Source organism: Emticicia sp. 21SJ11W-3 (assembly GCF_024138715.1).
GTDB classification, from domain to species: Bacteria; Bacteroidota; Bacteroidia; order Cytophagales; family Spirosomataceae; genus Emticicia; species Emticicia fluvialis.
Window position 1 is genome coordinate 3,665,630 of sequence record NZ_CP092074.1, and the last position, 20,778, is coordinate 3,686,407.

The following is a 20,778-nucleotide window of genomic DNA, read 5'->3' on the forward strand; positions in this document are numbered from 1 at the left end:
AATATTCCGGTAGCAATCTTTACGGGTTGCTACCGTATCACAGGCATGCAGGTAACTTTTCTAGGAACAGGTACTTCAGCGGGTGTTCCCGTACTGACGTGTGGATGCGAGGTCTGTAATTCTTTAGATTTCAGAGACAAGCGTTTGCGGGTATCTGTCTGGATTGAAGTAAACGGCAAAAATTTTGTAATAGACACCGGCCCTGACTTCCGTCAACAAGCCCTGCGCGAGCGTATCCCCCGGCTCGATGCCATCATTTATACGCACGAACATAAAGACCATACAGCCGGGCTTGACGACGTGCGCCCCTATAACTACCTGCATGGCATTCGCCACCTGAATATTTACGGCCACCCCAGGGTGCTTAACCAACTGAAACGTGAGTATGCTTACGCTTTCGACGACATCAAGTATCCGGGCGTTCCGCTTATTAATCTTAACGAAATCAGCCTGCAACCTTTTCAGATTGAGGGCATCTTCTTTACGCCGATAGAGGTGCTGCATCACCGCCTGCCCGTACTTGGTTTCCGTATAGGTGGCTTTACGTATATTACTGATGTAAACTACATTTCTGAACAGGAAATGGAGAAAATCTATGGGTCTGATGTGCTGGTGCTGGGCGCTTTGCAGCGTGAGCCTCACATTTCTCACTTTACACTGGGGCAGGCCATAGAGGTAGCCCGGAAAATAAATGCCGGCACCACCTACCTTACGCACATAAGCCATAAAATGGGTCTGTATGCTGATGTAGAAGCAGAGCTGCCTCCCAATATCCATCTGGCCTATGACGGCCTCAAGCTGAAACTGCCGAACCCTTGATACCTGAATTTTGTTTCTATCATTATGGCAGAACAAAACGAGCTTCCTCCTAAATATTATCTCGATTATTTCAACTACCTGTTAGACTTTGTACAGGAGAAGTACCGCCATATCCTGAACGAAAACGAGTGGCGCTTCCTGAGAAAATACTACTGCCTGAGCGAAGATGCTCAATGCCTTTTTATTCGTTTCAGTAACCGCAAAGGCTTGTTCTTTAAAATTAACAGGCTCTCTTACGATGAGTTAACGGATATACCCGCCCTGCTGAACGAGCTACTGGACAGAGAATTTATAGAACATATTAATGCTAATAAACACGACACCTTCGGCAAAGAACTGCTGGGGGTGTTTGGTAAAGACGAACTCTGCACACGGTTTGCGCCGATTATGGCGCTCAGCCAGGAACATCTGCCCAAATCGGAGCGAAAATCTTATAAGAAATTAAAGAAAGATGAACTGGTAGAGGCTATTCTGAGCGATTTCAGCTTTGAAGAAATAGCTGATGCCGTGCGAGACATGGAGCCTGTGGTAAAGGTTTGTTTTGAGTTTGAGGTTACCTTTATGAAGTTTCTGTTTTTTGGTAACCGCTACCTTGACATGACCGAGTTTGTGGTCAGAGACCTTGGACTGGTGCAATATGAAAGCCACGACGACGACAAACTGGTGGCGCGTTTTAACACCCGCAAAGACGCCGAAGACAAATGGCTGATAACTGACCAGAACGATTTGTTTTCGCAACTGAAACAATCGGCGCTGCCACTTGAGGTTTACGACTGGTTTATGAACTTTACCGACACCGTAGGCGACCTGAGCGAAGTAGCTAAACCGGCCTATGAAAGGTTGATTATTAAAGTGGCCACGTTTCTTGAAAAAAGCAAACTGTATGACGAAGCGCTGAACACCTACCGCCTTACCGAACAGGTACCATCAAGAGAACGCCAGGTGCGTACGCTCCAAAAACTGGGCTATGTTGAAGAGGCGCTTTCGCTTTGCCAGTTGATGATTGAGTTTCCGAAAAATGCAGATGAAAAGTTCTTTGCGTTTGATTTTATCAACTACGTAAACAGTAAAAAACGGGTATATAAAAAGAGTACTACTTCATGGCTGCACCGTTCTGAAAGCATTACTATTTCAGAGGGCTTCAGGCATCAGGTAGAAATGGGGGTAGTAGATTATTACCAGAGCAACGGTAAGCAGGCTGTGTTTTCAGAAAACTACGTTTGGCGGGCTATTTTTGGCCTTATCTTCTGGGATATCGTTTTCGACCCCAGTCTGGTTGCCTTCCATCATCCGTTTCAACGCCGCCCGTCTGATTTATACCTGCCCGATTTCTACGAAAAACGTAAAGACATCATCATTAATCATCTTGATAGCTTTGATAACATCCAGTTGCTGCTGGTATATATGGGCGAGCATTATGAATCAAAATTCGGTATTGCCAACCCCTTTGTACCGTGGGTGGAAGATATGTGGCTGGTGGTGCGCAAGGCAGTTGAGGTTATTGACTTTGAGGCGCTGAAGAAAATCCTGCACGAGATGTCGAAAAACCTGGTAGAAAACCTGCGTGGTTTCCCTGACCTCTTTATGTGGGACGACAACGATTATTGCTTCGTAGAAGTAAAATCACCAACAGACAACCTATCGAACCAGCAGCTTTTCTGGCTCCATTTCTTTAAAGAAGTAGGTGTTAACTCAAAGGTGTTGCGGGTATTTTGGGAGAAAGAAATAAAAGATTTAGTGAATGAGTGAATGAGTGATTTAGTGATTGAGTGAATGAGTGATTGAGTGAGTTAGTGAATTAGTGATTGATAGATTTAGTGATTGAGTGATTATAATTGTGAATGATGAATGAGCGAATGGCGAATGGTCTTGAACTTTGCCGGGATGGCATATAATTTGAACTGAATTGTGTTATTTTGAGTACTTTGTGTACATAGTGGCAAACATTGAGGCTAACTTTTACAGCCACGATGTACAGAATGCGGCACAATGGTTCACGATTATCAAAGAATAAAATCATAAAATTCACTAATTCACTAATTCACTCATTCACTCAATCACTCATTCACTCAATCACTAACTCACTCATTCACCCATCTCAATACCTGCTCCCACTACCGCCACCACCAAACTCTCCACCGCCGAATTTCATTTTATTGCCTTGTTGTGTCTGATGCGGCAGTACCTGACTCAACAGAAAAACCTCAAAGTCGCGGTCTTTGGCCGAAAGGGTCTGCTTGCTGGTTAAACCCCATTTGGGAGTTTTGAAAAACCATATACCCCAAACTGCAAACGAAGCCAGAAATGCCCCGCCGATGGTCATGGCCCATTCGATGGGTATTTCTGAAAAGTAAAACCTGAACGTAAAAACATCAAACCACGCAGCAGCAATGCCTACCAGCACCATTTTTCTGTTTTGCTTCTTAAGGCCCCACACCAGATATACCGCAGGAACAGCAACCGTAAGCACATAAAACAAAAGAGCGAATTTTATCTGAACCGAGGTAGCCAGGTTATACAGGAAAGCATTTCCTTCACGCACAAACCAGTAATTTCCGGCCACATAAAAGGTTATCAACGCGCCAGCCTCTATGCAAATCTGTGCATCGGCATAGTAAGCAGAGGCATTTTTATTTTGCCACCATCTGGTAATAAAATAACCAACGGCAGACACCCCCATGATAATAAATGGCAGCAAATCTTTACCGGCCGGGTATCTGATAACCAATGAAAACCAGAAGGCGATCCAGGCTACATAAATGCCTACTGCCACGAAAGGGTCGCCGTACCGAATCAGGAAAGGAATAAATACCAGCAACGAAACCAGAAAATAAGCAGAGATATGCCACTTAAAATCGGTAAAGCTAAAAATAGCTGTTAAAAGCGAGCCTATAGCTACATACAAAAGGGCGTTGTCGGTACCAGAACGATAGAGCTTTCTTTTCCTGATGAGGTATTCAAGAAATACAATCAGTAATACACAATAGATTAAACTTATTATTGCCAGCCCTGTGCTTGTGTTAAGTATGTCTTGAAAGATGGTAATAGACAAAAAACCAAATGCAGCCGATAAGGCCAGATTAGTAAATATGAACAAACCGAACTCAATAAACATATTGGGCTGGTAGAAATTTACCGGAAATAAATCAATTGCTTTGTCGTACTGTTGCTTGCTCAATACTTTTTCATCATACCAGTCTTTAATGGTATTGCGGTTTTCTATGTTATCAACCCAGGTTTCGTTATACGCTTTTTTCATTTTTTAATACCAATTATTTGTTTGATGTTGATGAGAAACAACACTATACCAACCGCCGAGGCCATATAATACAAAGTATAAATGGTAAAACTAAGCCCCTGTGCCCAGTCTCTGTAAAAAATAAAGTAGGTAGAAGCAACGTACCCATACAGTACGCCCATCAACAAAAACACAAAAGACTGCATTTTGCGGCCATACCATATACTACCGGCACTTAAAAGGGTTATCAGCAGTATATACAAAAATTTGGTATCAAACTGAATAAGACCTGCCAGCCCCGCTACAAATGCGATGTTTGAGCCAAAAATAAGATAAGTAAAAGCAAAATGAGCCTTTAACTTTTTGTATCCGGCTATAAAACCAGCGGCTATAAGCACCACCCCAAGAAGTATAGATATATTGGTTAAATCAACCGTTGAAAAGTTCTTTTGTTGCCACAGTTTAATGGGCGCAATATTAACCCCCACCCAGGAAGAAAAAGCCGTGATGGCCATAGAAAGCACGCCCCGGTGGTCGAACCGGTAGGCCAGAAAGAAAAACAATACAGCGGGCAGAAAAGTAACCAACCCGTAACGGGTGCCAAAAATATTATACTGGTATTGCAGGTAACCTTCCAGCGTTAGAAACAGCACGCAGGCCGCCAGCAGGGCGAAATCGTCCAGTTTATCGCCGGTTGATACTTCATTCCAGCTAAAGGGCTTGCGATACCTGAATGCATACCACAGGCAGCCCAGAAAAGCCGCCACAATAAGGCTGATAAGAACCGTATGGCCAATAGAATCAATGTTGAAATAAATAACGGTGCCCAGGCCAGTGCCTAACAGTACAATGCCTGCGTAAAGGAAAGTCCGTAATTCCCAATGAATAGAGAAAGGCTTATTTTTTTCATAAACCTGTATTTTGCCAGACTGGTCTTCCGGAATAATTCCGGTTTCAGTCAGCAATTTTAAAAGTGCCGGATACTTCATAATACTTTTTAAATCTTTTCTAGTTGAGCAATGTCTGAAGGTTGTTGGTGGTAATACTTATTCTTTTATAACACTAAAAAACCGCGCCAGCTGAAAGGCAAGATTAAATAATTTTACCCACAATTCATTTTTTTTCTCTGAAAAAATCAAAACCGATGCAACAAAAAACCCTTGCTTGTTTAAAGCAACAGCTTTTAGGTGTTGCAAAGACAAAAAAAACTCCACCCTTCCGGGCGGAGTTTCTCTTATCTACTATCTGCATCAGGCACCTTCAAATTGTCTCAGAAAGCGCACGTCGTTCTCAAAGAACAAGCGTAAATCATTAATTCCGTAGCGAAGCATGGTAATACGTTCTACGCCCATGCCAAATGCAAAACCTGTGTATTCTTCAGGGTCAATTCCGCTGTTTTGCAATACATTGGGGTCTACCATACCAGAGCCGGCAATTTCTACCCAGCCACTGTGCTTACAAATGTTACAGCCTTTACCCCCACATATAAAACAAGATACGTCAATTTCGGCGCTTGGCTCAGTAAACGGAAAGTAACTGGGGCGCAGACGAATTTTGGTATCTTTACCAAACATCTCTTTGGCAAAGTGATAAAGCGTATCTTTCAGGTCTTTAAAACTTACGTTTTTATCTACATACAGACCCTCTATCTGATGAAACTGGCAGTGCGCCCGGGCCGATATAGCCTCGTTACGATACACACGGCCAATCATTATAGACCTGATGGGTGGCTTCTTTCTTTCCATTAAACGCACCTGCACGTTTGAAGTATGCGTGCGCAGCAGCACGTCATCTTTCTGGGCAGCTTTTTTCTCAACAAAGAAAGTGTCCTGCATTTCGCGGGCAGGGTGGTTTTCGGCAAAATTCAGGGCGGTAAAGTTATACCAGTCTGTTTCTACCTCGGGGCCATCTTCATGGCTGAAACCCATGCGGGCAAAAACCTCCAGCACACGCTGGCGGGTTAATGTAAGCGGGTGAACAGAACCTGCAAAGTTAGGTGCAACAGGTAAAGTAAGATCCAGCTTACTACCGGCTGAATAGTCGGTTGCATTTTCAAGCTCCTCAGAGAAATCCTTAAACCGTTGTTCTGTAAAGGTTTTCAGCTTGTTCAGCTCTTGCCCTACTGCCCGCTTCTGGTCGTTTGCTACAGTCTTGAACTGCTCAAACAAGTCGTTCAGAATACCTTTGCGACTAATGTACCTGAGGCGAAAATTCTCGAGGTCATCCTTGCTACCAACCGTAGCAACGGTTACTTCATCTATTACTTCCTTGATTCTGTCTAACACGTGTCTGCCGTTTAATAAAATTTTTTGCAAATATATGCATATTGTAATTATAAAGCATATTTTTACAGAGAAGTCAGTCATAAAAACTGATAAAACAGCCATGAAAGCATCTACGTAGTTTTACGTAATTTCTTAGGGGAAATTACCTGATTTAACGGTCTGTTTTCATTATAAAACTCTCATAATCAATACTTTACAAAAGTTAAGCCTTTTGGTTGGGTTGCATAATTTTCGTTTACAAATTATGTTTGAAGTGAAATAACCCAGCTTAATTATGAACAGTATTGATTTTGAACTTCAAAAAGTAAAAGCTACTTTCAGTCATTCTGATTATGCAGAAGACCATCTGCAGATAAAAGTTTTTTATCTGGACCGTTGGATAAAGATACCAATGGAAAAAATTGTAAGACTGGAGGGCGACTGCAACTATACTTACATTTATACCCAAAACCGTGAGTATCTGGCAGCCAGAACGCTCAAAGATTTTGAAAAGATGTTCGGAGAGGAGCTTTTCCTCAGAATCCACAAGTCGCACCTGGTTAATATGATGTTTGTAAAAGGTGTTGAAGTTGCCAAAAATGCAGGAGAAATTAAGATAGAAGGCGGCAGGCATATTGGCGTATCAAGAAGAAGACTTAAAGAAGTTATTAATAAGCTGGCCTATTTTCATAGTGCTTGACAGCCCCCCCGGCTTGTTCAGAACCAGCTGCAAGAATAAGATAAACGGTATTATTTATAATACTTTTTAGTGGTTAGGTGATGAATAAAGCAACGGCTCTTTGGGCGGTTGCTTTTTAATTGGGGGCTGTTAGAGCAAAAACCGGCAAAACATCACCATTAATGCCAGCTAAGGACCCGGCTTACCTACTCAGTGCCTTAACCACTAAATAAATATCTGCGAAAATCAGTGGGTATATTTCGCGAATATTCGCTCTCCGGGTTACCTTTGTTATGTAATTTGTCAACAATAAAAAACTATAAAAAACGGTGATGGATACCACAACAACTATTTCTCAGAATGGAGTGATTCCTATTCAGGAAGTAATCGATTTGCGTGACGTGCTGCGTTTGATTGGCCTGAAAGAGGTGGCCAATAATGTGTTTAGTTTGCCCGACAAAAAGAAGAAAAAGGGCAATTTATCTGCCTGACAAAGCAGATTTGTGTTTGGTTCGTTAAATTTCTATAAACACTAAGGGAGCCGGCCGATTGGTCTGCTCCCTTTTATTATAAGATACCCTTTATGCTAAAATCAATTAATATGCTCTTACCAGTTTGCCTTCCATGAAGTTTACAAAGGCCTGATTTACCACACGGTTACCCCCGCGAGTAGGATAATTACCTGTAAAATACCAGTCGCCCAAATGGTTGGGGCAAGCCCTATGCAGGTTTTCGACGGTCTGGTAAACCATAGAAACCTCGGCATTCATGCCTTCGGGGGTTACAATTTCAGCAATTTTATCTGATATCTCCTCGTCAGTAAATTTGTTATACAACTGTTTCACAAAGTTGGTATCATAAGCATTGTTGGTTTGTAAGGCGCCCACACTTTGTGCGTAAACCTCTTGCTTCATGTAATCGATACCATTTTTCTTCAACAAATCGAGCATCGCTCTAAACGCCACAAACTCTTTCATTTTAGACATATCAATACCATAACAATCAGGGTAGCGAATCTGCGGTGCCGATGACACAATAATTATCTTCTTAGGGCCCAGCCGGTCAAGCATTTTCAGGATACTCTTCTCAAGCGTGGTTCCACGTACAATAGAGTCATCTATCACCACTACCGTATCAATGCCCTTCCTGATAACCTCGTAGGTCATTTCATACACATGAGATACCATCTCGTCGCGCTCATCGTCGTTGGTAATAAAGGTGCGCAGTTTCACATCCTTAGATACCAGCTTCTCTATCCTCGGCCTGAAAGACAATACCTTTTTGATTTCCTCGGCCGACAAATTACCATCAGTTATGCGCTTCAACCGCCAGTCGGCAAGGTATTCTTCCAACCCCTCAACCATTCCGAAAAATGCCATTTCGGCAGTATTAGGAATGTACGAAAACACTGTATTTTCAAGGTCATAATCAATCTTCTCCAATATCTGCGGTATCAGCAGTTGCCCCAGCCTTTTGCGTTCATTGTAGATTTGCGGGTCTGAGCCACGCGAGAAATAAATGCGCTCAAAGCTGCAAGATTTCTTCTCTAATGGTTTCATAATCTGAAACTCATTATACTCGCCATGTTTATCTATAATCAGGGCATTGCCTGGCTGAATCTCTGCAATTTCATCATAATTGGCATTGAAAGCCGCCTTAATAGCCGGTTTTTCTGAAGCCACAACCACTACTTCGTCGTTTGCCCAGTAATACGCCGGGCGTATACCCGCGGGGTCTCGTACTACAAACGATGCGCCAAAACCCGTAATACCAGCCATAGCATAGCCACCGTCAAAATCACGGCAGGCACGGTAAAGAACCCTTGGGAGGTCCATATTGTCTTCTATGATATCCGATAATGCCGGATTCTCGTAAATTCCTTTAAAGCGGTCAAATACTCTCTGATTTTCTTCGTCAAGAAAATGACCGATTTTCTCCATCACGGTTACCGTATCTCCTTTATCTTTTGGATGCTGGCCCAGTTTCACCAGTTTCCTGAACAGCTCTTCGGCGTTGGTCATATTAAAGTTACCAGCCATGAGCATGTTACGGCTGCGCCAGTTACTCTGGCGAAGCATCGGGTGGCAATTTTCAATTTCGTTTTTGCCGTGTGTTCCGTAACGCAAATGACCCAACCATACTTCGCCTGAATACGCCAAATTCTCTTGCAACCACTTGGCATCTTTAAACTTATCCGGGTTGTTTCGTAGCACCTCGCGATATTTTTCATTGATTTTATTGAAAATGTCAGTAACCGGGCGGTTTTCTACCGAACGATAGCGACTGATGTATCTGCTACCCGGTGGTACTTCCAGCTTCACATTACCCACACCGGCTCCGTCCTGACCACGATTTGATTGTTTTTCCATCAAAACATACAGACGCTTTATACCATAAAGGGGTGTGCCGTACTTATCAATATAATATTGGAGGGGTTTACGAAGACGAACCAGGGCAATGCCACATTCGTGTTTAATTTCGTCGCTCATTATGAAGTTTTGAAGATTGTGTCATACAAATTTCTTAAGAATATGCATTACCTACAAAGAATTTCTTACAAATTTCAGAAAATAGTTATGCTTATGCGGGGTTATCAAATTCTTAAAAAACCTATGCCGTTCTTAATAAACAATTAACGTAAAAAACTGTAAATATTTGTATTTCTATTTCAAATTGACAACACAATTTTAAGTTAATTAATTCAGCTTTCAAAGGCACTACCATAAAGCAATTTGCTAATACCACACATTTAATTTCTGGGTTCAGAAAAATAGCAGGCAAATAATACGTGTAGATACACCTATTTGATAGATAATTTGGTAATTGTTTAATAATCCAATTTTAAAATAATTTAATAAATGACTTAAAAATCTATAGAAATCACTTTCAATAAACTTATTGCCTGCCAGATAATTGTAAATCATTTTATTTATTGGTTTCTATTCTCGTTTATTTCCCGTATTTTTACTATTAGAAAACCACTAATAAATGAGAAAAAAAAAACAGACATTAAGTCCGGAAAGAACAGAACTTTATAATTCTATTCTTAACTCAACAATTGCATCTGGTAACTTAGAAGGAATTAACATAACCAAGGAAGATGCGCAAAAGATGCTGCAAAGGGTACTTATCAAAATTGAGAAATCGCTCTAAAAATCTGCTGCATTAAAGTATAATCTTGATTGGCAGCTTGTTGTACTGCTTTTACATATAATTCAAAGTTTAAGGGTTGGGTTTCATCTTTACTTATTAGTTCCCAATCAGGTGGTTTAAAGTTATACTTTCTAAACATTAAGTCTGCCAGCAATCGAGCCGTTCTTCCATTTACTTCCCGAAATGGGTGAATAAAAAGGAATTCAGCATGAATTTTAGCTGCAACATCTATAAAATCTTCCTTAGATGTATATTCATTCGGCAAATTTTTTAGCATTTCAACTTCAAAGTTCAACATGGTTTGGTCTAAAAACTTGGCCGCAGCAAAGGGAAACCCTTTTTTCGATAAATTTACAGTTCTCCATTTTCCTGCAAAATCATATAATTCGTCAAGTGCGATGAAATGCATATTTTTTATATAGTCTAAATCAAAAATAGTTTGAGCGTCCAATTTAGTTACAAGCAAGATACCAGCTTGTAATATCCCTTCCATCTCAACCCTTTCAATTTCAGCTTTGTCAATAAGCCCCATTTTATTAGGCAAATTTTCATTCTGATCGTAAGAAGTTTGATATTTCATAACTGATAAAAAACTTTTAGTCTTGCTGAAATACTGTAATTATACCTTTAATGTAAAACCAATAAAAGAAACGTGTTGCTATAACTTCAAAAAAAAAGCTATCTCAAAACTTCAAGATAGCCTTTAAAAAATTATAAGATACTTTTATTACCCCCCTTACAAACTCATCAAATCCTTAAACTTAATGGCTTGCCGGCGTGAAATCTCAATTTTCTCGGGGTTGGCTGTTTTTTCGGCGTGTTTAAGTGTTACTAATAAACCACCCGAAAACCAGGGTTCAATTTTATCAATCCAGGCAAGGTTTATAATGTGCTTGCGGTTTGCTCTGAAATATATTTTGGGGTCCAGCCGCTCTTCAAGGCTATTCAACGACTTAAGAATCATCGGCTTCTGGTCATCAAAATGCAGGCGAACATAATTGCCCATCGACTCAAACAATCGCACGCGGCCCAACTTCACAAACCAGCATTTTTCACCGTCTTTTACAAATACCTGGTCGCTCTCGCCCAGCAATTTCATACCTTCTTTGCGTTCTACCTCATGCATTTGCTCTTCTTCAACTCGCTGAATGGCCTCCGCCAGCCGTTGAATATCTATGGGCTTCAACAGGTAATCAAGGGCATTAAATTCAAAGGCCTTCAGGGCATATTCATCATAAGCCGTTGTAAAAATTACCTCTGGCACTTTGCCTTCAATGGCTTCAAGCAACTCAAAACCGTTTTTACCGGGCATCTGAATATCCAGAAACAACAAATCCGGTTGTAGTTCGTCAATCAGGTTAAGGGCTTCCTCTGCATTGGCGGCCTCCCCTATTATATTAATTTTAGGAAAATTCTCTAACAGTCTGCGCAATTCATTACGTGCCAAACGTTCATCGTCTATTATCAGTGCTTTCATCGTAAGTTATGACCGGGTCGCCGGCGCTACGAGTTATTAATTGGTGAATATCTATTGTGGTTTCAACTAGGCTGTGGCTGTGCTTTTTGCTTCATGGCCTATCACTTTTACATCTGAGCCACTCAGCGGAATCATGATCTCGGCACATACGGTCAGGTTATCTTCCTGAAAAATCCTGAACGAGGCCTCGCTTCCATAGAGCAGCTCCAGGCGTTGAGACGTATTCTTCAAACCGAAACCACCTGCTTCAGAATTAGATTCGGTGCTTTGCAACTGCCCGGTATTACGTATCTTGATATACAGTTTGTTGTCTGACAAACTGGTATTTATTTCAACAAAGCCCCAGTTGATAGCCTTTTGCACGCCATGCTTAATGGCGTTTTCTACCAGTGTCTGCAGCATCATGGGTGGTACCTGCACGTTCTGAGTTTCAGGGTCAATATCCCATTTCATTTGCAGGCGCTCTTCGTAACGCACTTTCTCTAGCGCCAGATAATCTTCAATGGTACGCAGCTCTTCTTTTAACGACACCGTTTTGCGCCTGTCGGCCAGCAGCGAGCTGCGCAGGATATTAGATAATTGCGTGATACCCTGCTGCGCACGTGTGGGGTCTTCCAACACTAATGCCCTGATGCTATTAAGCGCATTGAACATAAAGTGGGGGTTCATTTGTGCGCGCAATACCTTTGCTTCGGTTTCTTTGATTGACGACTTCAGCTTTATTTCTTCTACTTCGCGCTGGCGTCTTTCTTCCGAGTGCCTGTAAAACATATATATAAGCGCCCAAACAAGAAAAGGCTTGGCCAGATTAATAGGGTACTCAATGGTAAGAATCGGATTTGCCTTCAGCAATTCGCCTACGTACTTGGAATCGAGAGGGAGGTTTACAGCCACCATTATGGTTGTCATTAACAAAACCCCCAGCCCTACTCTGGCAGCCAGTTGCGGTAAATGCAGCGCACCCCAGTTAAACTTTCGGGCTACTACCCTGAAAAGGTGTGTAAGCAGTATAGACAAGATAATATTGGCCAGCGCATTAAAGATCATGTCGTGGTCATAGTCATACTGTATGCTGTATTGAAAAACCTCATTCAGGTTATACAACGACCACCCGGTAATCTGGAAAACCCAATATAATTTATTTTTATTCATTAAAAATAAGTCTATACACTAACACAAAACCATTTTAATATGCCACTTTGAATCAGAACAGCACCTAAATATCATAAAAATAAAGCACAAAACCACAGAAAATGTTTTTTATACATCAATGGATTTATGCTTTTACAAACGGAGATATGGTTATTCAGCCAAAACCATTAGGTGAGATACGTCATTGCTTAACTCCAGCGCAAATGCGTTGTCGGTATAAGAATACACCAGCTTATACAGGCAAAGGTTGGTATGCTCAAAATCATCCATTTTAGACAGGGGCAAATTAAGCAAATGGGTAAGCAATATTCTAATGGCCCTACCGTGCATGGCAACCAGTACCACCTCTTCTTCCGGGCGTGCTAAAATATGCTTAAAAGCAATTTTCTGCCGTGCGGCTACTTCATCCGGCGATTCTCCGCCATTAGCAGCGGGAATATGCGTTTCGCCCAGTTTCCAGCGGCGCAGCACATCCAGATAAAATTCGTCTTCCTGATAATTGGGGGCTTTGCCCTCTTTTTCTCCCCAGCAAATCTCATTTAAGCCTTCCAGTTGCTCATAGGCAATGCCGTTGTTGATGAAATGCTGCACACTTTGCACCGTGCGACGCAGGTTTGAGGTATAAATTTTGTGGAAATTTACATGCTGGTAAGCATCAAAAAAAGCTCTGGCCTGTGCAAATCCTAACTCGTTGAGATCAGAATCTACGCCACTTCCCTGAACGATTCCCATGCGGTTATATTCAGTCTCCCCGTGGCGAATCAGATAAATTGTTTTTACTGACAAAATGGTAGGTTTTAGATTAATCAAATAAAGTATTGAATTTTATTAAACTAAACTTAGATTTAGGCTTCAATACATAATATATACTCAAAATTACGAAAATTCTGGCCTTTTTGCTGTACGTTTTTTGTATTTTTTAAAGAAAACAACATTAACTTCATATACCATGTTTAAAAAACATCTTGATTTTGAAGCGCTCAGAAACCTGAACAGTAACTCAATGGGCGACCACCTGGGAATAGAATTTGTAGAACTGGGAGAAGACTATGTAATTGCCCGTATGCCGGTAGACCACCGCACCACGCAGCCGTTCGGGATTCTGCACGGTGGGGCGTCGGTAGCGCTGGCCGAAACCCTGGGCAGTATTGCCTCGGTGCTTACCTTAGACGACCCAACCACTCAACGTGCCGTTGGCCTTGAAATAAACGCCAACCATGTGCGCCCTGTAAGTGCGGGTAACTGGGTTTTTGCCAAAGCTACCCCTTTGCATATTGGCCGCACCACTCACCTTTGGGATATTAAAATAACAACAGAAGAGCAAAAACTGGTTTGCGTGGTAAGATTTACTGTGGCAATTATTAACGCCAGATAATTGTACTGCAGAGAACCAAAGCAAAAGGCTGCCCTGAAATTTCAGAGCAGCCTTTTTTGCCGGTAATAATATAGCAAGAGAGGTTTTAAACTTTTTCCTCTACTTTTACATCAGTTTTATCATTGTTCTGATCCTTTTCTTTGGTGCTGGTATCGCTATCCATAAACTCCTGATAATTGGTCAGTTTTTCAAAAGGACGTTTACCTATCAAATCTACAAGGTCAGACTGATAAATGATTTCTTTCTTCAATAGTTCCTGTGCAATCACTTCCAGTTGGTCGCGTTTTTCAATTAACAGATTCCTGGTTCTTTCATAGGCTTCAGAAATCAGTTTCTTTACTTCTTCATCAATAATTCTGGCTGTTTCTTCAGAATAAGGCTTGGTAAATGAATATTCGCCCTGGGCTTTAGAATCATAGAACGAAACGTTTCCGATGCGGGCATTCATACCATAAACGGTGGTCATACCGTAAGCACTTTTGGTTACGCGTTCCAGGTCACTCAAAGCGCCGGTTGAAATCTTGCCAAATACAACATCTTCTGCCGCACGGCCACCGAGTGTCATACACATTTCATCAAAAAGTTGCTCGGTACGATACAGGTATTGCTCTTTAGGCAGGTATTGTGCATAACCCAAAGCGGCAATTCCACGTGGTACGATACTTACTTTTACCAGAGGATTGGCGTGCTCCAGGAACCACCCAGCCACTGCGTGGCCTGCTTCATGGTAAGCAACAATTTCTTTTTCCTCAGGCGAAATCAATTTATTTTTCTTTTCCAGACCACCGATTTCACGGTCAATGGCATCGTGGAAATCCTGCATATCAATAAACTTCTTGCCGCGTCTGGCAGCCAGAAGTGCTGCTTCATTACAAACGTTGGCAATCTCGGCTCCGGCAAAACCCGGTGTTTGTGCTGCCAGTTTTTTAATGTCGATGGTATCAGAGAGCTTCAAAGGTCTCATATGTACCTTGAAGATAGCCTCACGACCGATAAGGTCTGGCGTATCTACGCTAATCTGGCGGTCGAAACGACCCGGACGCATCAAGGCAGAATCTAATACATCAGGGCGGTTGGTAGCTGCCAGAATAATGATACCGGCATCAGAGCCGAAACCGTCCATTTCAACCAGTAGCGAGTTCAATGTATTTTCGCGTTCGTCGTTAGCGCCCGGCATAGCGCCACGGCCACGAGAACGACCCACGGCGTCTATCTCATCAATAAAAATAATACATGGCGCTTTTTCTTTGGCTTGTTTGAAGAGGTCACGCACACGGGCGGCACCCACACCTACAAACATCTCAACGAAGTCTGAACCAGACAATGAGAAGAAAGGAACGCTGGCTTCACCCGCTACGGCTTTAGCCAAAAGGGTTTTACCCGTACCCGGAGGGCCCACAAGTAAGGCACCTTTCGGAATTTTACCCCCTAGTTCGGTATATTTTTTAGGCGTTTTCAAGAAATCTACAATCTCCTGTAATTCTTCTTTGGCTTCTACAAGACCGGCCACATCAGCAAATGTGATTTTAACTTTGCTGTCGGCATCAAATAATGCAGCCCGCGACTTACCGATGTTGAAAATAGCGCCACCGGGGCCACCACCACCAGCCATACGGCTCATGAGGAAGTACATCAAGCCCAGCACTACAATAAATGGCAGCAATTGCCAAACCATTGTCATGATGTCTTGTCTTTCTACGCTTTCCGGATATAGTGTTTTTTTGTAATTTTCATCAACCTGTGCAGTCTTCAAAAACTCGGTGTAGTCTCTCATAAAAGATTCTACCGAAACTACATCCATTTTCAAATGGGGGCCATTCAGGGTAAATCTATTATTACCCAGTTCTTTCCGGTAATCTGGTTTCTGAAGGGCTTCAGGAGTAAGCGTAATTTCAACAGTTTTGTTTCCGTCAACTACTGCTATACTTCTTACATCCTTCTGTAAAATCATTTGTTCAAGTTCGGTATATTTTACTGGCGCAAGAGTTGCCTGACGTGAATAAAGCAAAAAGCCAACAATACCTATAATAATAACCGCTACAATCCAACCCTGCAACCCGCCTCCGCCACTAGTTTGAGGTTTTCTTCTTGGGGAGTCATTACTGTTTTCTGACATGTTTTTATTTTTTCAAAGTTTAATGCAATTATTAATAATACCGAAAACCTTTACATAAAATTGCCTAAACTGCAAAGGTTTTCACTGTTGAAGGTCAATCTATTAATATTTGTTTAGGGAGTTCAGGTTCCATGCTTTCGGCAATCTCGGTCAGTTCAGCATCACCCCAGAGCGCCTCCAGGTCATAGAATTTCCGTCGGTCTTTTCTGAAAACATGGGCAACTACGTCAACGTAGTCAAGCAATATCCATTCTTTGTTTTGCTTTCCCTCCTGATGCCAAGGGCGAATTCCTGAAGCTTTGATAATCTCTTCTTCTATTGAAGTGGCAATTGCATCAATTTGCGTGTCGGTATTTCCCGAACATATAACAAAAAAATCAGTAATTGCATTTTTTACGTTTCTCAAATCCATCACCACTATGTTGGCCGCTTTTTTCTCTAACATGCCATGCACTACCAAGCGGCTTAACTCTTCACCTGAAAGTTCTTTATTTTTTTTCGCCATCTTTTAATTTTGCATGAAATATGCCGTCCTTTGGTTACCGAAGAACATTGCCCGGCATAATTCAGAATTATTATTATTATTAATTCTAAATATAGACATTAATTGTATATATCAACAAATATTTATACACAAAACGCTAAATTACTAAAATTTGAACAATTTTCAGCCCAAAACTCTTTTTATTGGCAAAAATACCATTTACCTGCCAAGTTGTCATTCTACTAACGACGTAGCGGCCGAAAAAATTCAAAATGAGAAAATTTTTGATGGCACTCTTGTCATAACATCTGACCAGACCGCCGGCCGTGGCCAGAGAGGTAATACATGGGAAACCATGCCGGGGCAGAACATCACGATGTCGGTCATTTTAAAGCCTGATTTTCTGAGCGCCGCCGACCAGTTTAACCTTAACATAGCGGTCTCGCTCGGAGTTCATTTATTTCTGAGCAAATATATACAAGCGGGCTTAACTGTTAAATGGCCCAATGATATTTATGTAGGCAACCGCAAAATGGGTGGCATTCTGATTGAAAACAGTTTGGCAGGTAGCAGGCTGAGCCACGCTATTGTAGGTATTGGCGTGAACATTAACCAGTTGAGCTTTAGCAACAGTAAGGTGATATCGCTAAGGCTGGCTACTCAACAAGACGAATTTGACCTTGAAGCACTGGTGGGCGAACTATGCGTTTGCCTTGAAAAATATTATTTGCAGCTAAGAAACGGCCATATTGCCGAACAGAAAAAAGAGTACCTGCAGCACTTGTTCCGCTTTGATGAAACCCATTATTATACCAGTGGGCAGGAGCGCTTTGCAGGTAAAATTGTGGATGTGGCCCCTAATGGCGCTCTGATGATTGAAGTGAACGGCGCAGTACGGACTTTTGATTTTAAAGAAGTAGCTTTTGAGATATAGCTGGAGTAAATCTTTAGATTTAGCTGACTTTATAATTTATATGGTGTCAATGAAGATAAAATCTTTACTGAATAAGAGAATTGACCGGCCTTGAATACATGGTGTACATTGCGGCACTAAATTAAATATGCCACAATGTACACAACCTGAACACTATGTTTCACAATTTGATAACTGTTGCAACAACTGAACTTTAGCCTGATATTGATTCATTATATCATCAAATTAGCTATTTCAACGTTCAGAAACAATCAGGAAAAATACGGCTTCAGCCTGTTAAGAATTTCAGGTGGGCAAACAGATACCTTGTTGGTAGCCATTTTAACAAATACCAGTGTGGTTTCGCCCACGTTTAGTAATACGTTTTCTTCATTGTAAATTTCATAATGAAATACTATGCGCACCTTTGGGATTTCTTTGATAATAACGCGTATAGTAACGAGGTCGTCATACCTGGCGGGTTGCAGATATTTACAATGACACTCATAGACCGGCATCATAATGCCCATTTCTTCAAGGCTGCGGTAGCGTAAACCCAGCGATCGCAAGGCCTCTACCCTGCCGATTTCGTACAGGCGAGGATAGTGTCCGTAATACATATACCCCATCTGGTCTACATCTGCATAGCGGATACGGTACTCATAATCAAATTGATACATCAGCGAATCATGGCTTTGTTGAGTGCCTCCTGATAAATATGTGCGTTTTTCAGGTGGTCGGTGTAATTCTCGGCAAAATTATGATAGCCTGAGAAGTCTTCACGGGCACAGAAATAAATATACTTGTGGCGCTCGTAGTTAAGCACGGCATCCAGCGCAACGGGCTCCGGAAGGGCAATCGGGCCCGGAGGCAAACCCGAAATACGATAAGTATTGTAGGGCGAATTAGTGCGCAGGTGTTTTTCCATTACTCGCTTGATACTGAAATCTCGCAGGGCAAATCTCACGGTCGGGTCGGCCTGCAATGGCATATTAATAGCCAGACGGTTTATATACGACCCGGCCACACGTGGCATTTCGTCTTTTTTGTTGGTTTCAGATTGAACAATAGAAGCAAGAATGCCTACCTGAACGGGTGTCATGTTTATTGATTTTGCCTTGGCCAGTTTGGCGTCGGTCCAGTACTTTTTGTATTCGCTGTGCATTCTGTCCAGAAACTTATCGGTGGTGGTGGTCCAGCGCACAAAATAAGTATTTGGCAAAAACATACACATAATAGTGGTGGTGTCAAAACCATATTTCGCACAAACCTCTTTGTTACTCAGTTTAGCCTGCAACTCTTCGGTACTGAACTCAAAGCGGCTGCCGATTTTTTTAATGAGGTCAGACTTGAGGCGGATATTGTTAAAAGTAAGGCGTACATCATCCTGTTGGCCTCTTTTCAGTTTCGATATCAATGTTTTGTTACCCGTGTTCGGTTTTATTTCATATCTGCCCGGTTTTATATTCTCGGGGTATTTCATCCATTTAGATAGAAACTGAAACGAAATTTCGTCGTGTATCATGCCATGCTTATGCAAAGAGTCTACCACGTTCTTATAGGTAGCACCTGTGGGTATGTAAAGCACAAAGGTTTTTTCGCCCTTTACGTTCAGGTTAGCGCTGCTGGCCACCTGCCAGAAATAAAACGAAAGCGTAGCAACCACCGTTGTTACGATTACCAGCGTGTAAGCAATAAATTTTCTGTTTTTAAGCATTGTTAAAGGTTGAGGTTGCTATTTCAAATTCTGTATAATGTTCTCTAAAGTTAATTTGGTTTGTTCGCCGCTTTCCATGTCTTTCAGGGTTAATTCTCCGCTGGCCATTTCTTCTGAACCCACCACACACACATACGGAATCTGCTTCTTATTGGCATATTCAAATTGTTTTTTCAGCTTGGCGTGGTCGGGGTATATTTCGGCATTAATGCCCGCGTCGCGCAGTTTTTTCAATAACGGTAATGAGTAGCTTTCAGCTGCTGCATCAAAGTTGGTCAGCAATACTCTGGTGGTTACACCCTGTTTGTCGCCAAAGAGGCCCAGCTCTTCCATTACGTCATAGATGCGGTCAACACCTAAAGATATACCCACGCCAGAAAGACCGGGCAAACCAAAAGTACCTGTCAGGTTGTCATAACGGCCACCGCCTGAGATGCTCCCCATCTGCACGCCATTGGCTTTAACCTCAAAAATAGCGCCTGTATAATAACTTAATCCACGTGCCAGCGTAATATCAAGTTGTATTTTAGGATTCTGCAATCCGAACGATTCAACCAGATTCCATACTTTCTCCAGCTCTTCTATACCTTTCAAACCGGTTTCAGAATCTTTCAACCAGGTTTTCAGCCCACTTAAAACCTCCGCACTACTGCCTTGCAAGTTAAAAACAGGCTGCAGTTTTGCTATCACTTCATCAGAGAAACCTCTTTCTCGCAATTCATCCTCAACTTTTTCTTTCCCTATTTTGTCCAGCTTATCAATGGCTACTGTCAAGGGTACTTCACTGCCTTTCATGCCAATGGTTTCGGCAATGCCAGATAATATCTTGCGGTTATTGATTTTAACCGTAAAGTCTGCAATGCCCAGGTTCTGGAAAATCTCATGCAGCATTAACACTATTTCGGCCTCACAAATAAGAGAATCCGTACCTACCACGTCTGCATCGCACTGATAAAACTCACGGTAACGCCCCCTTTGCGGTCGGTCGGCGCGCCATACCGGCTGAATCTGATACCTTTTAAACGGTATGGCCAGTTCGTTGCGGTTCATTACCACATAACGGGCAAAAGGCACGGTAAGGTCATAACGCAAACCTTTCTCTGAAATTTTATGGGTTAGCTTTTTAAAACCTTCGTCCAGGTCTTTCTGAGCCAGATCTTTCGAAAAATCGCCTGAGTTCAGAACCTTAAACAAAAGCTGGTCTCCTTCATCACCGTATTTACCCATCAGCACCGACAGGTTTTCAAGGCTGGGGGTTTCCAGTGGCTGAAAGCCGAATTTCTGAAAAGTATGTTTAATTGTATCGAAAATATAATTCCGTTTTACCATCACCGATGGCCCAAAATCGCGCGTACCTCTTACTAAGCCGGGTTTACTCATGTTGTTGTATC

20 protein-coding genes are annotated in these 20,778 nt (G+C 42.0%); 7 read left to right on the forward strand and 13 right to left on the reverse strand.

Features of this window, described 5'->3' with window-relative positions; translation table 11 throughout:
* Positions 1-45 precede the first annotated feature (45 nt).
* Positions 46-819, forward strand: coding sequence for an MBL fold metallo-hydrolase (locus MB380_RS15505; protein ID WP_253526640.1), 774 nt, complete (start codon positions 46-48; stop codon positions 817-819).
* Positions 820-843: 24 nt separating this feature from the next.
* Positions 844-2,568 (forward strand): VRR-NUC domain-containing protein, encoded by a 1,725-nt coding sequence (locus MB380_RS15510; protein ID WP_253526642.1) that lies wholly within the window; start codon positions 844-846, stop codon positions 2,566-2,568.
* Between the two features lie 349 nt (positions 2,569-2,917).
* Here the strand turns inward: MB380_RS15510 and MB380_RS15515 are convergent, their stop codons facing one another.
* The 3 genes from MB380_RS15515 to pheS all read right to left on the reverse strand — a co-directional run bounded on the left by MB380_RS15515 (position 2,918) and on the right by pheS (position 6,342).
* On the reverse strand, positions 2,918-4,078 hold the full coding sequence (locus tag MB380_RS15515; protein WP_253526643.1) for a hypothetical protein: 1,161 nt from the start codon (positions 4,076-4,078) through the stop codon (positions 2,918-2,920).
* On the reverse strand, positions 4,075-5,046 hold the full coding sequence (locus MB380_RS15520; protein ID WP_253526652.1) for a DUF2157 domain-containing protein: 972 nt from the start codon (positions 5,044-5,046) through the stop codon (positions 4,075-4,077). The genes MB380_RS15515 and MB380_RS15520 overlap by 4 nt, the downstream gene beginning before the upstream one ends.
* Before the next feature lie 261 nt (positions 5,047-5,307).
* Positions 5,308-6,342, reverse strand: coding sequence for a phenylalanine--tRNA ligase subunit alpha (gene pheS / locus MB380_RS15525; RefSeq protein WP_253526654.1), 1,035 nt, complete (start codon positions 6,340-6,342; stop codon positions 5,308-5,310).
* 274 nt (positions 6,343-6,616) lie between these two features.
* On the opposite strand from pheS, the gene MB380_RS15530 reads away from it, so the two are divergent.
* Both MB380_RS15530 and MB380_RS15535 read left to right on the forward strand, forming a co-directional pair.
* Positions 6,617-7,021, forward strand: a complete 405-nt coding sequence (locus MB380_RS15530) for a LytTR family DNA-binding domain-containing protein (protein ID WP_101725686.1) — start codon at positions 6,617-6,619, stop codon at positions 7,019-7,021.
* A gap of 311 nt (positions 7,022-7,332) precedes the next feature.
* Positions 7,333-7,491 carry a hypothetical protein gene (locus MB380_RS15535; RefSeq protein WP_158237902.1) on the forward strand — a complete coding sequence of 53 codons (159 nt, stop codon included), beginning with the start codon at positions 7,333-7,335 and terminating at the stop codon, positions 7,489-7,491.
* Between the two features lie 105 nt (positions 7,492-7,596).
* Here MB380_RS15535 and MB380_RS15540 read toward each other — a convergent pair whose 3' ends face one another.
* The gene (locus MB380_RS15540; RefSeq protein ID WP_101725687.1) at positions 7,597-9,489 is read right to left on the reverse strand and encodes an amidophosphoribosyltransferase; all 1,893 of its coding nucleotides are present in this window, start codon (positions 9,487-9,489) and stop codon (positions 7,597-7,599) included.
* Positions 9,490-9,988: 499 nt separating this feature from the next.
* Here MB380_RS15540 and MB380_RS15545 point away from each other — a divergent pair, with 499 nt between their 5' ends.
* Positions 9,989-10,153 (forward strand): hypothetical protein, encoded by a 165-nt coding sequence (locus MB380_RS15545; protein ID WP_253526656.1) that lies wholly within the window; start codon positions 9,989-9,991, stop codon positions 10,151-10,153.
* Here the strand turns inward: MB380_RS15545 and MB380_RS15550 are convergent.
* The 4 genes from MB380_RS15550 to MB380_RS15565 all read right to left on the reverse strand — a co-directional run bounded on the left by MB380_RS15550 (position 10,131) and on the right by MB380_RS15565 (position 13,568).
* Positions 10,131-10,733 (reverse strand): Fic family protein, encoded by a 603-nt coding sequence (locus MB380_RS15550; protein WP_253526658.1) that lies wholly within the window; start codon positions 10,731-10,733, stop codon positions 10,131-10,133. The genes MB380_RS15545 and MB380_RS15550 overlap by 23 nt on opposite strands.
* Before the next feature lie 156 nt (positions 10,734-10,889).
* A complete protein-coding gene (locus MB380_RS15555; protein ID WP_101725689.1) occupies positions 10,890-11,630 on the reverse strand; it encodes a LytTR family DNA-binding domain-containing protein in 741 nt (246 codons plus the stop codon).
* Between the two features lie 66 nt (positions 11,631-11,696).
* Positions 11,697-12,782, reverse strand: a complete 1,086-nt coding sequence (locus tag MB380_RS15560; RefSeq protein WP_253526669.1) for a sensor histidine kinase — start codon at positions 12,780-12,782, stop codon at positions 11,697-11,699.
* A 150-nt stretch (positions 12,783-12,932) separates the two neighbouring features.
* Positions 12,933-13,568: a histidine phosphatase family protein gene (locus MB380_RS15565; RefSeq protein ID WP_253526671.1), complete on the reverse strand. Its 636-nt coding sequence runs from the start codon at positions 13,566-13,568 to the stop codon at positions 12,933-12,935.
* A gap of 163 nt (positions 13,569-13,731) precedes the next feature.
* On the opposite strand from MB380_RS15565, the gene MB380_RS15570 reads away from it, so the two are divergent.
* Positions 13,732-14,157, forward strand: a complete 426-nt coding sequence (locus MB380_RS15570) for a PaaI family thioesterase (RefSeq protein WP_253526673.1) — start codon at positions 13,732-13,734, stop codon at positions 14,155-14,157.
* Positions 14,158-14,242: 85 nt separating this feature from the next.
* Here MB380_RS15570 and ftsH read toward each other — a convergent pair whose 3' ends face one another.
* Both ftsH and rsfS read right to left on the reverse strand, forming a co-directional pair.
* Complete coding sequence (ftsH, locus tag MB380_RS15575) at positions 14,243-16,273, reverse strand: ATP-dependent zinc metalloprotease FtsH (protein ID WP_253526675.1); 2,031 nt, start codon at positions 16,271-16,273, stop codon at positions 14,243-14,245.
* 94 nt (positions 16,274-16,367) lie between these two features.
* Entirely contained in the window at positions 16,368-16,778 is a 411-nt protein-coding gene (gene rsfS, locus MB380_RS15580) for a ribosome silencing factor (protein ID WP_253526677.1), read from the reverse strand.
* A 151-nt stretch (positions 16,779-16,929) separates the two neighbouring features.
* Here rsfS and MB380_RS15585 point away from each other — a divergent pair, with 151 nt between their 5' ends.
* On the forward strand, positions 16,930-17,691 hold the full coding sequence (locus MB380_RS15585) for a biotin--[acetyl-CoA-carboxylase] ligase (RefSeq protein ID WP_253526679.1): 762 nt from the start codon (positions 16,930-16,932) through the stop codon (positions 17,689-17,691).
* 251 nt (positions 17,692-17,942) lie between these two features.
* Here MB380_RS15585 and MB380_RS15590 read toward each other — a convergent pair whose 3' ends face one another.
* From MB380_RS15590 to hisS, 3 genes are read right to left on the reverse strand one after another with little or no spacing between them, the layout of a single operon-like run.
* Positions 17,943-18,350, reverse strand: coding sequence for a thioesterase family protein (locus MB380_RS15590; protein WP_253526689.1), 408 nt, complete (start codon positions 18,348-18,350; stop codon positions 17,943-17,945).
* Complete coding sequence (mltG, locus tag MB380_RS15595) at positions 18,350-19,387, reverse strand: endolytic transglycosylase MltG (protein ID WP_253526691.1); 1,038 nt, start codon at positions 19,385-19,387, stop codon at positions 18,350-18,352. The genes MB380_RS15590 and mltG overlap by 1 nt, the downstream gene beginning before the upstream one ends.
* An 18-nt stretch (positions 19,388-19,405) precedes the next feature.
* On the reverse strand, positions 19,406-20,767 hold the full coding sequence (gene hisS / locus MB380_RS15600; protein WP_253526701.1) for a histidine--tRNA ligase: 1,362 nt from the start codon (positions 20,765-20,767) through the stop codon (positions 19,406-19,408).
* Positions 20,768-20,778 lie beyond the last annotated feature (11 nt).

What these genes read in the sequence shown, in the direction of transcription:
- MB380_RS15505 (WP_253526640.1), top strand. Translation starts at nt 46, where the DNA reads ATGCAGGTAACTTTTCTAGGAACAGGTACTTCAGCGGGTGTTCCCGTA.
- MB380_RS15510 (WP_253526642.1), top strand. Translation starts at nt 844, where the DNA reads ATGGCAGAACAAAACGAGCTTCCTCCTAAATATTATCTCGATTATTTC.
- MB380_RS15515 (WP_253526643.1), bottom strand. Translation starts at nt 4,078, where the DNA reads ATGAAAAAAGCGTATAACGAAACCTGGGTTGATAACATAGAAAACCGC.
- MB380_RS15520 (WP_253526652.1), bottom strand. Translation starts at nt 5,046, where the DNA reads ATGAAGTATCCGGCACTTTTAAAATTGCTGACTGAAACCGGAATTATT.
- MB380_RS15530 (WP_101725686.1), top strand. Translation starts at nt 6,617, where the DNA reads ATGAACAGTATTGATTTTGAACTTCAAAAAGTAAAAGCTACTTTCAGT.
- MB380_RS15535 (WP_158237902.1), top strand. Translation starts at nt 7,333, where the DNA reads ATGGATACCACAACAACTATTTCTCAGAATGGAGTGATTCCTATTCAG.
- MB380_RS15540 (WP_101725687.1), bottom strand. Translation starts at nt 9,489, where the DNA reads ATGAGCGACGAAATTAAACACGAATGTGGCATTGCCCTGGTTCGTCTT.
- MB380_RS15545 (WP_253526656.1), top strand. Translation starts at nt 9,989, where the DNA reads ATGAGAAAAAAAAAACAGACATTAAGTCCGGAAAGAACAGAACTTTAT.
- MB380_RS15550 (WP_253526658.1), bottom strand. Translation starts at nt 10,733, where the DNA reads ATGAAATATCAAACTTCTTACGATCAGAATGAAAATTTGCCTAATAAA.
- MB380_RS15555 (WP_101725689.1), bottom strand. Translation starts at nt 11,630, where the DNA reads ATGAAAGCACTGATAATAGACGATGAACGTTTGGCACGTAATGAATTG.
- MB380_RS15560 (WP_253526669.1), bottom strand. Translation starts at nt 12,782, where the DNA reads ATGAATAAAAATAAATTATATTGGGTTTTCCAGATTACCGGGTGGTCG.
- MB380_RS15570 (WP_253526673.1), top strand. Translation starts at nt 13,732, where the DNA reads ATGTTTAAAAAACATCTTGATTTTGAAGCGCTCAGAAACCTGAACAGT.
- ftsH (WP_253526675.1), bottom strand. Translation starts at nt 16,273, where the DNA reads ATGTCAGAAAACAGTAATGACTCCCCAAGAAGAAAACCTCAAACTAGT.
- rsfS (WP_253526677.1), bottom strand. Translation starts at nt 16,778, where the DNA reads ATGGCGAAAAAAAATAAAGAACTTTCAGGTGAAGAGTTAAGCCGCTTG.
- MB380_RS15590 (WP_253526689.1), bottom strand. Translation starts at nt 18,350, where the DNA reads ATGTATCAATTTGATTATGAGTACCGTATCCGCTATGCAGATGTAGAC.
- mltG (WP_253526691.1), bottom strand. Translation starts at nt 19,387, where the DNA reads ATGCTTAAAAACAGAAAATTTATTGCTTACACGCTGGTAATCGTAACA.
- hisS (WP_253526701.1), bottom strand. Translation starts at nt 20,767, where the DNA reads ATGAGTAAACCCGGCTTAGTAAGAGGTACGCGCGATTTTGGGCCATCG.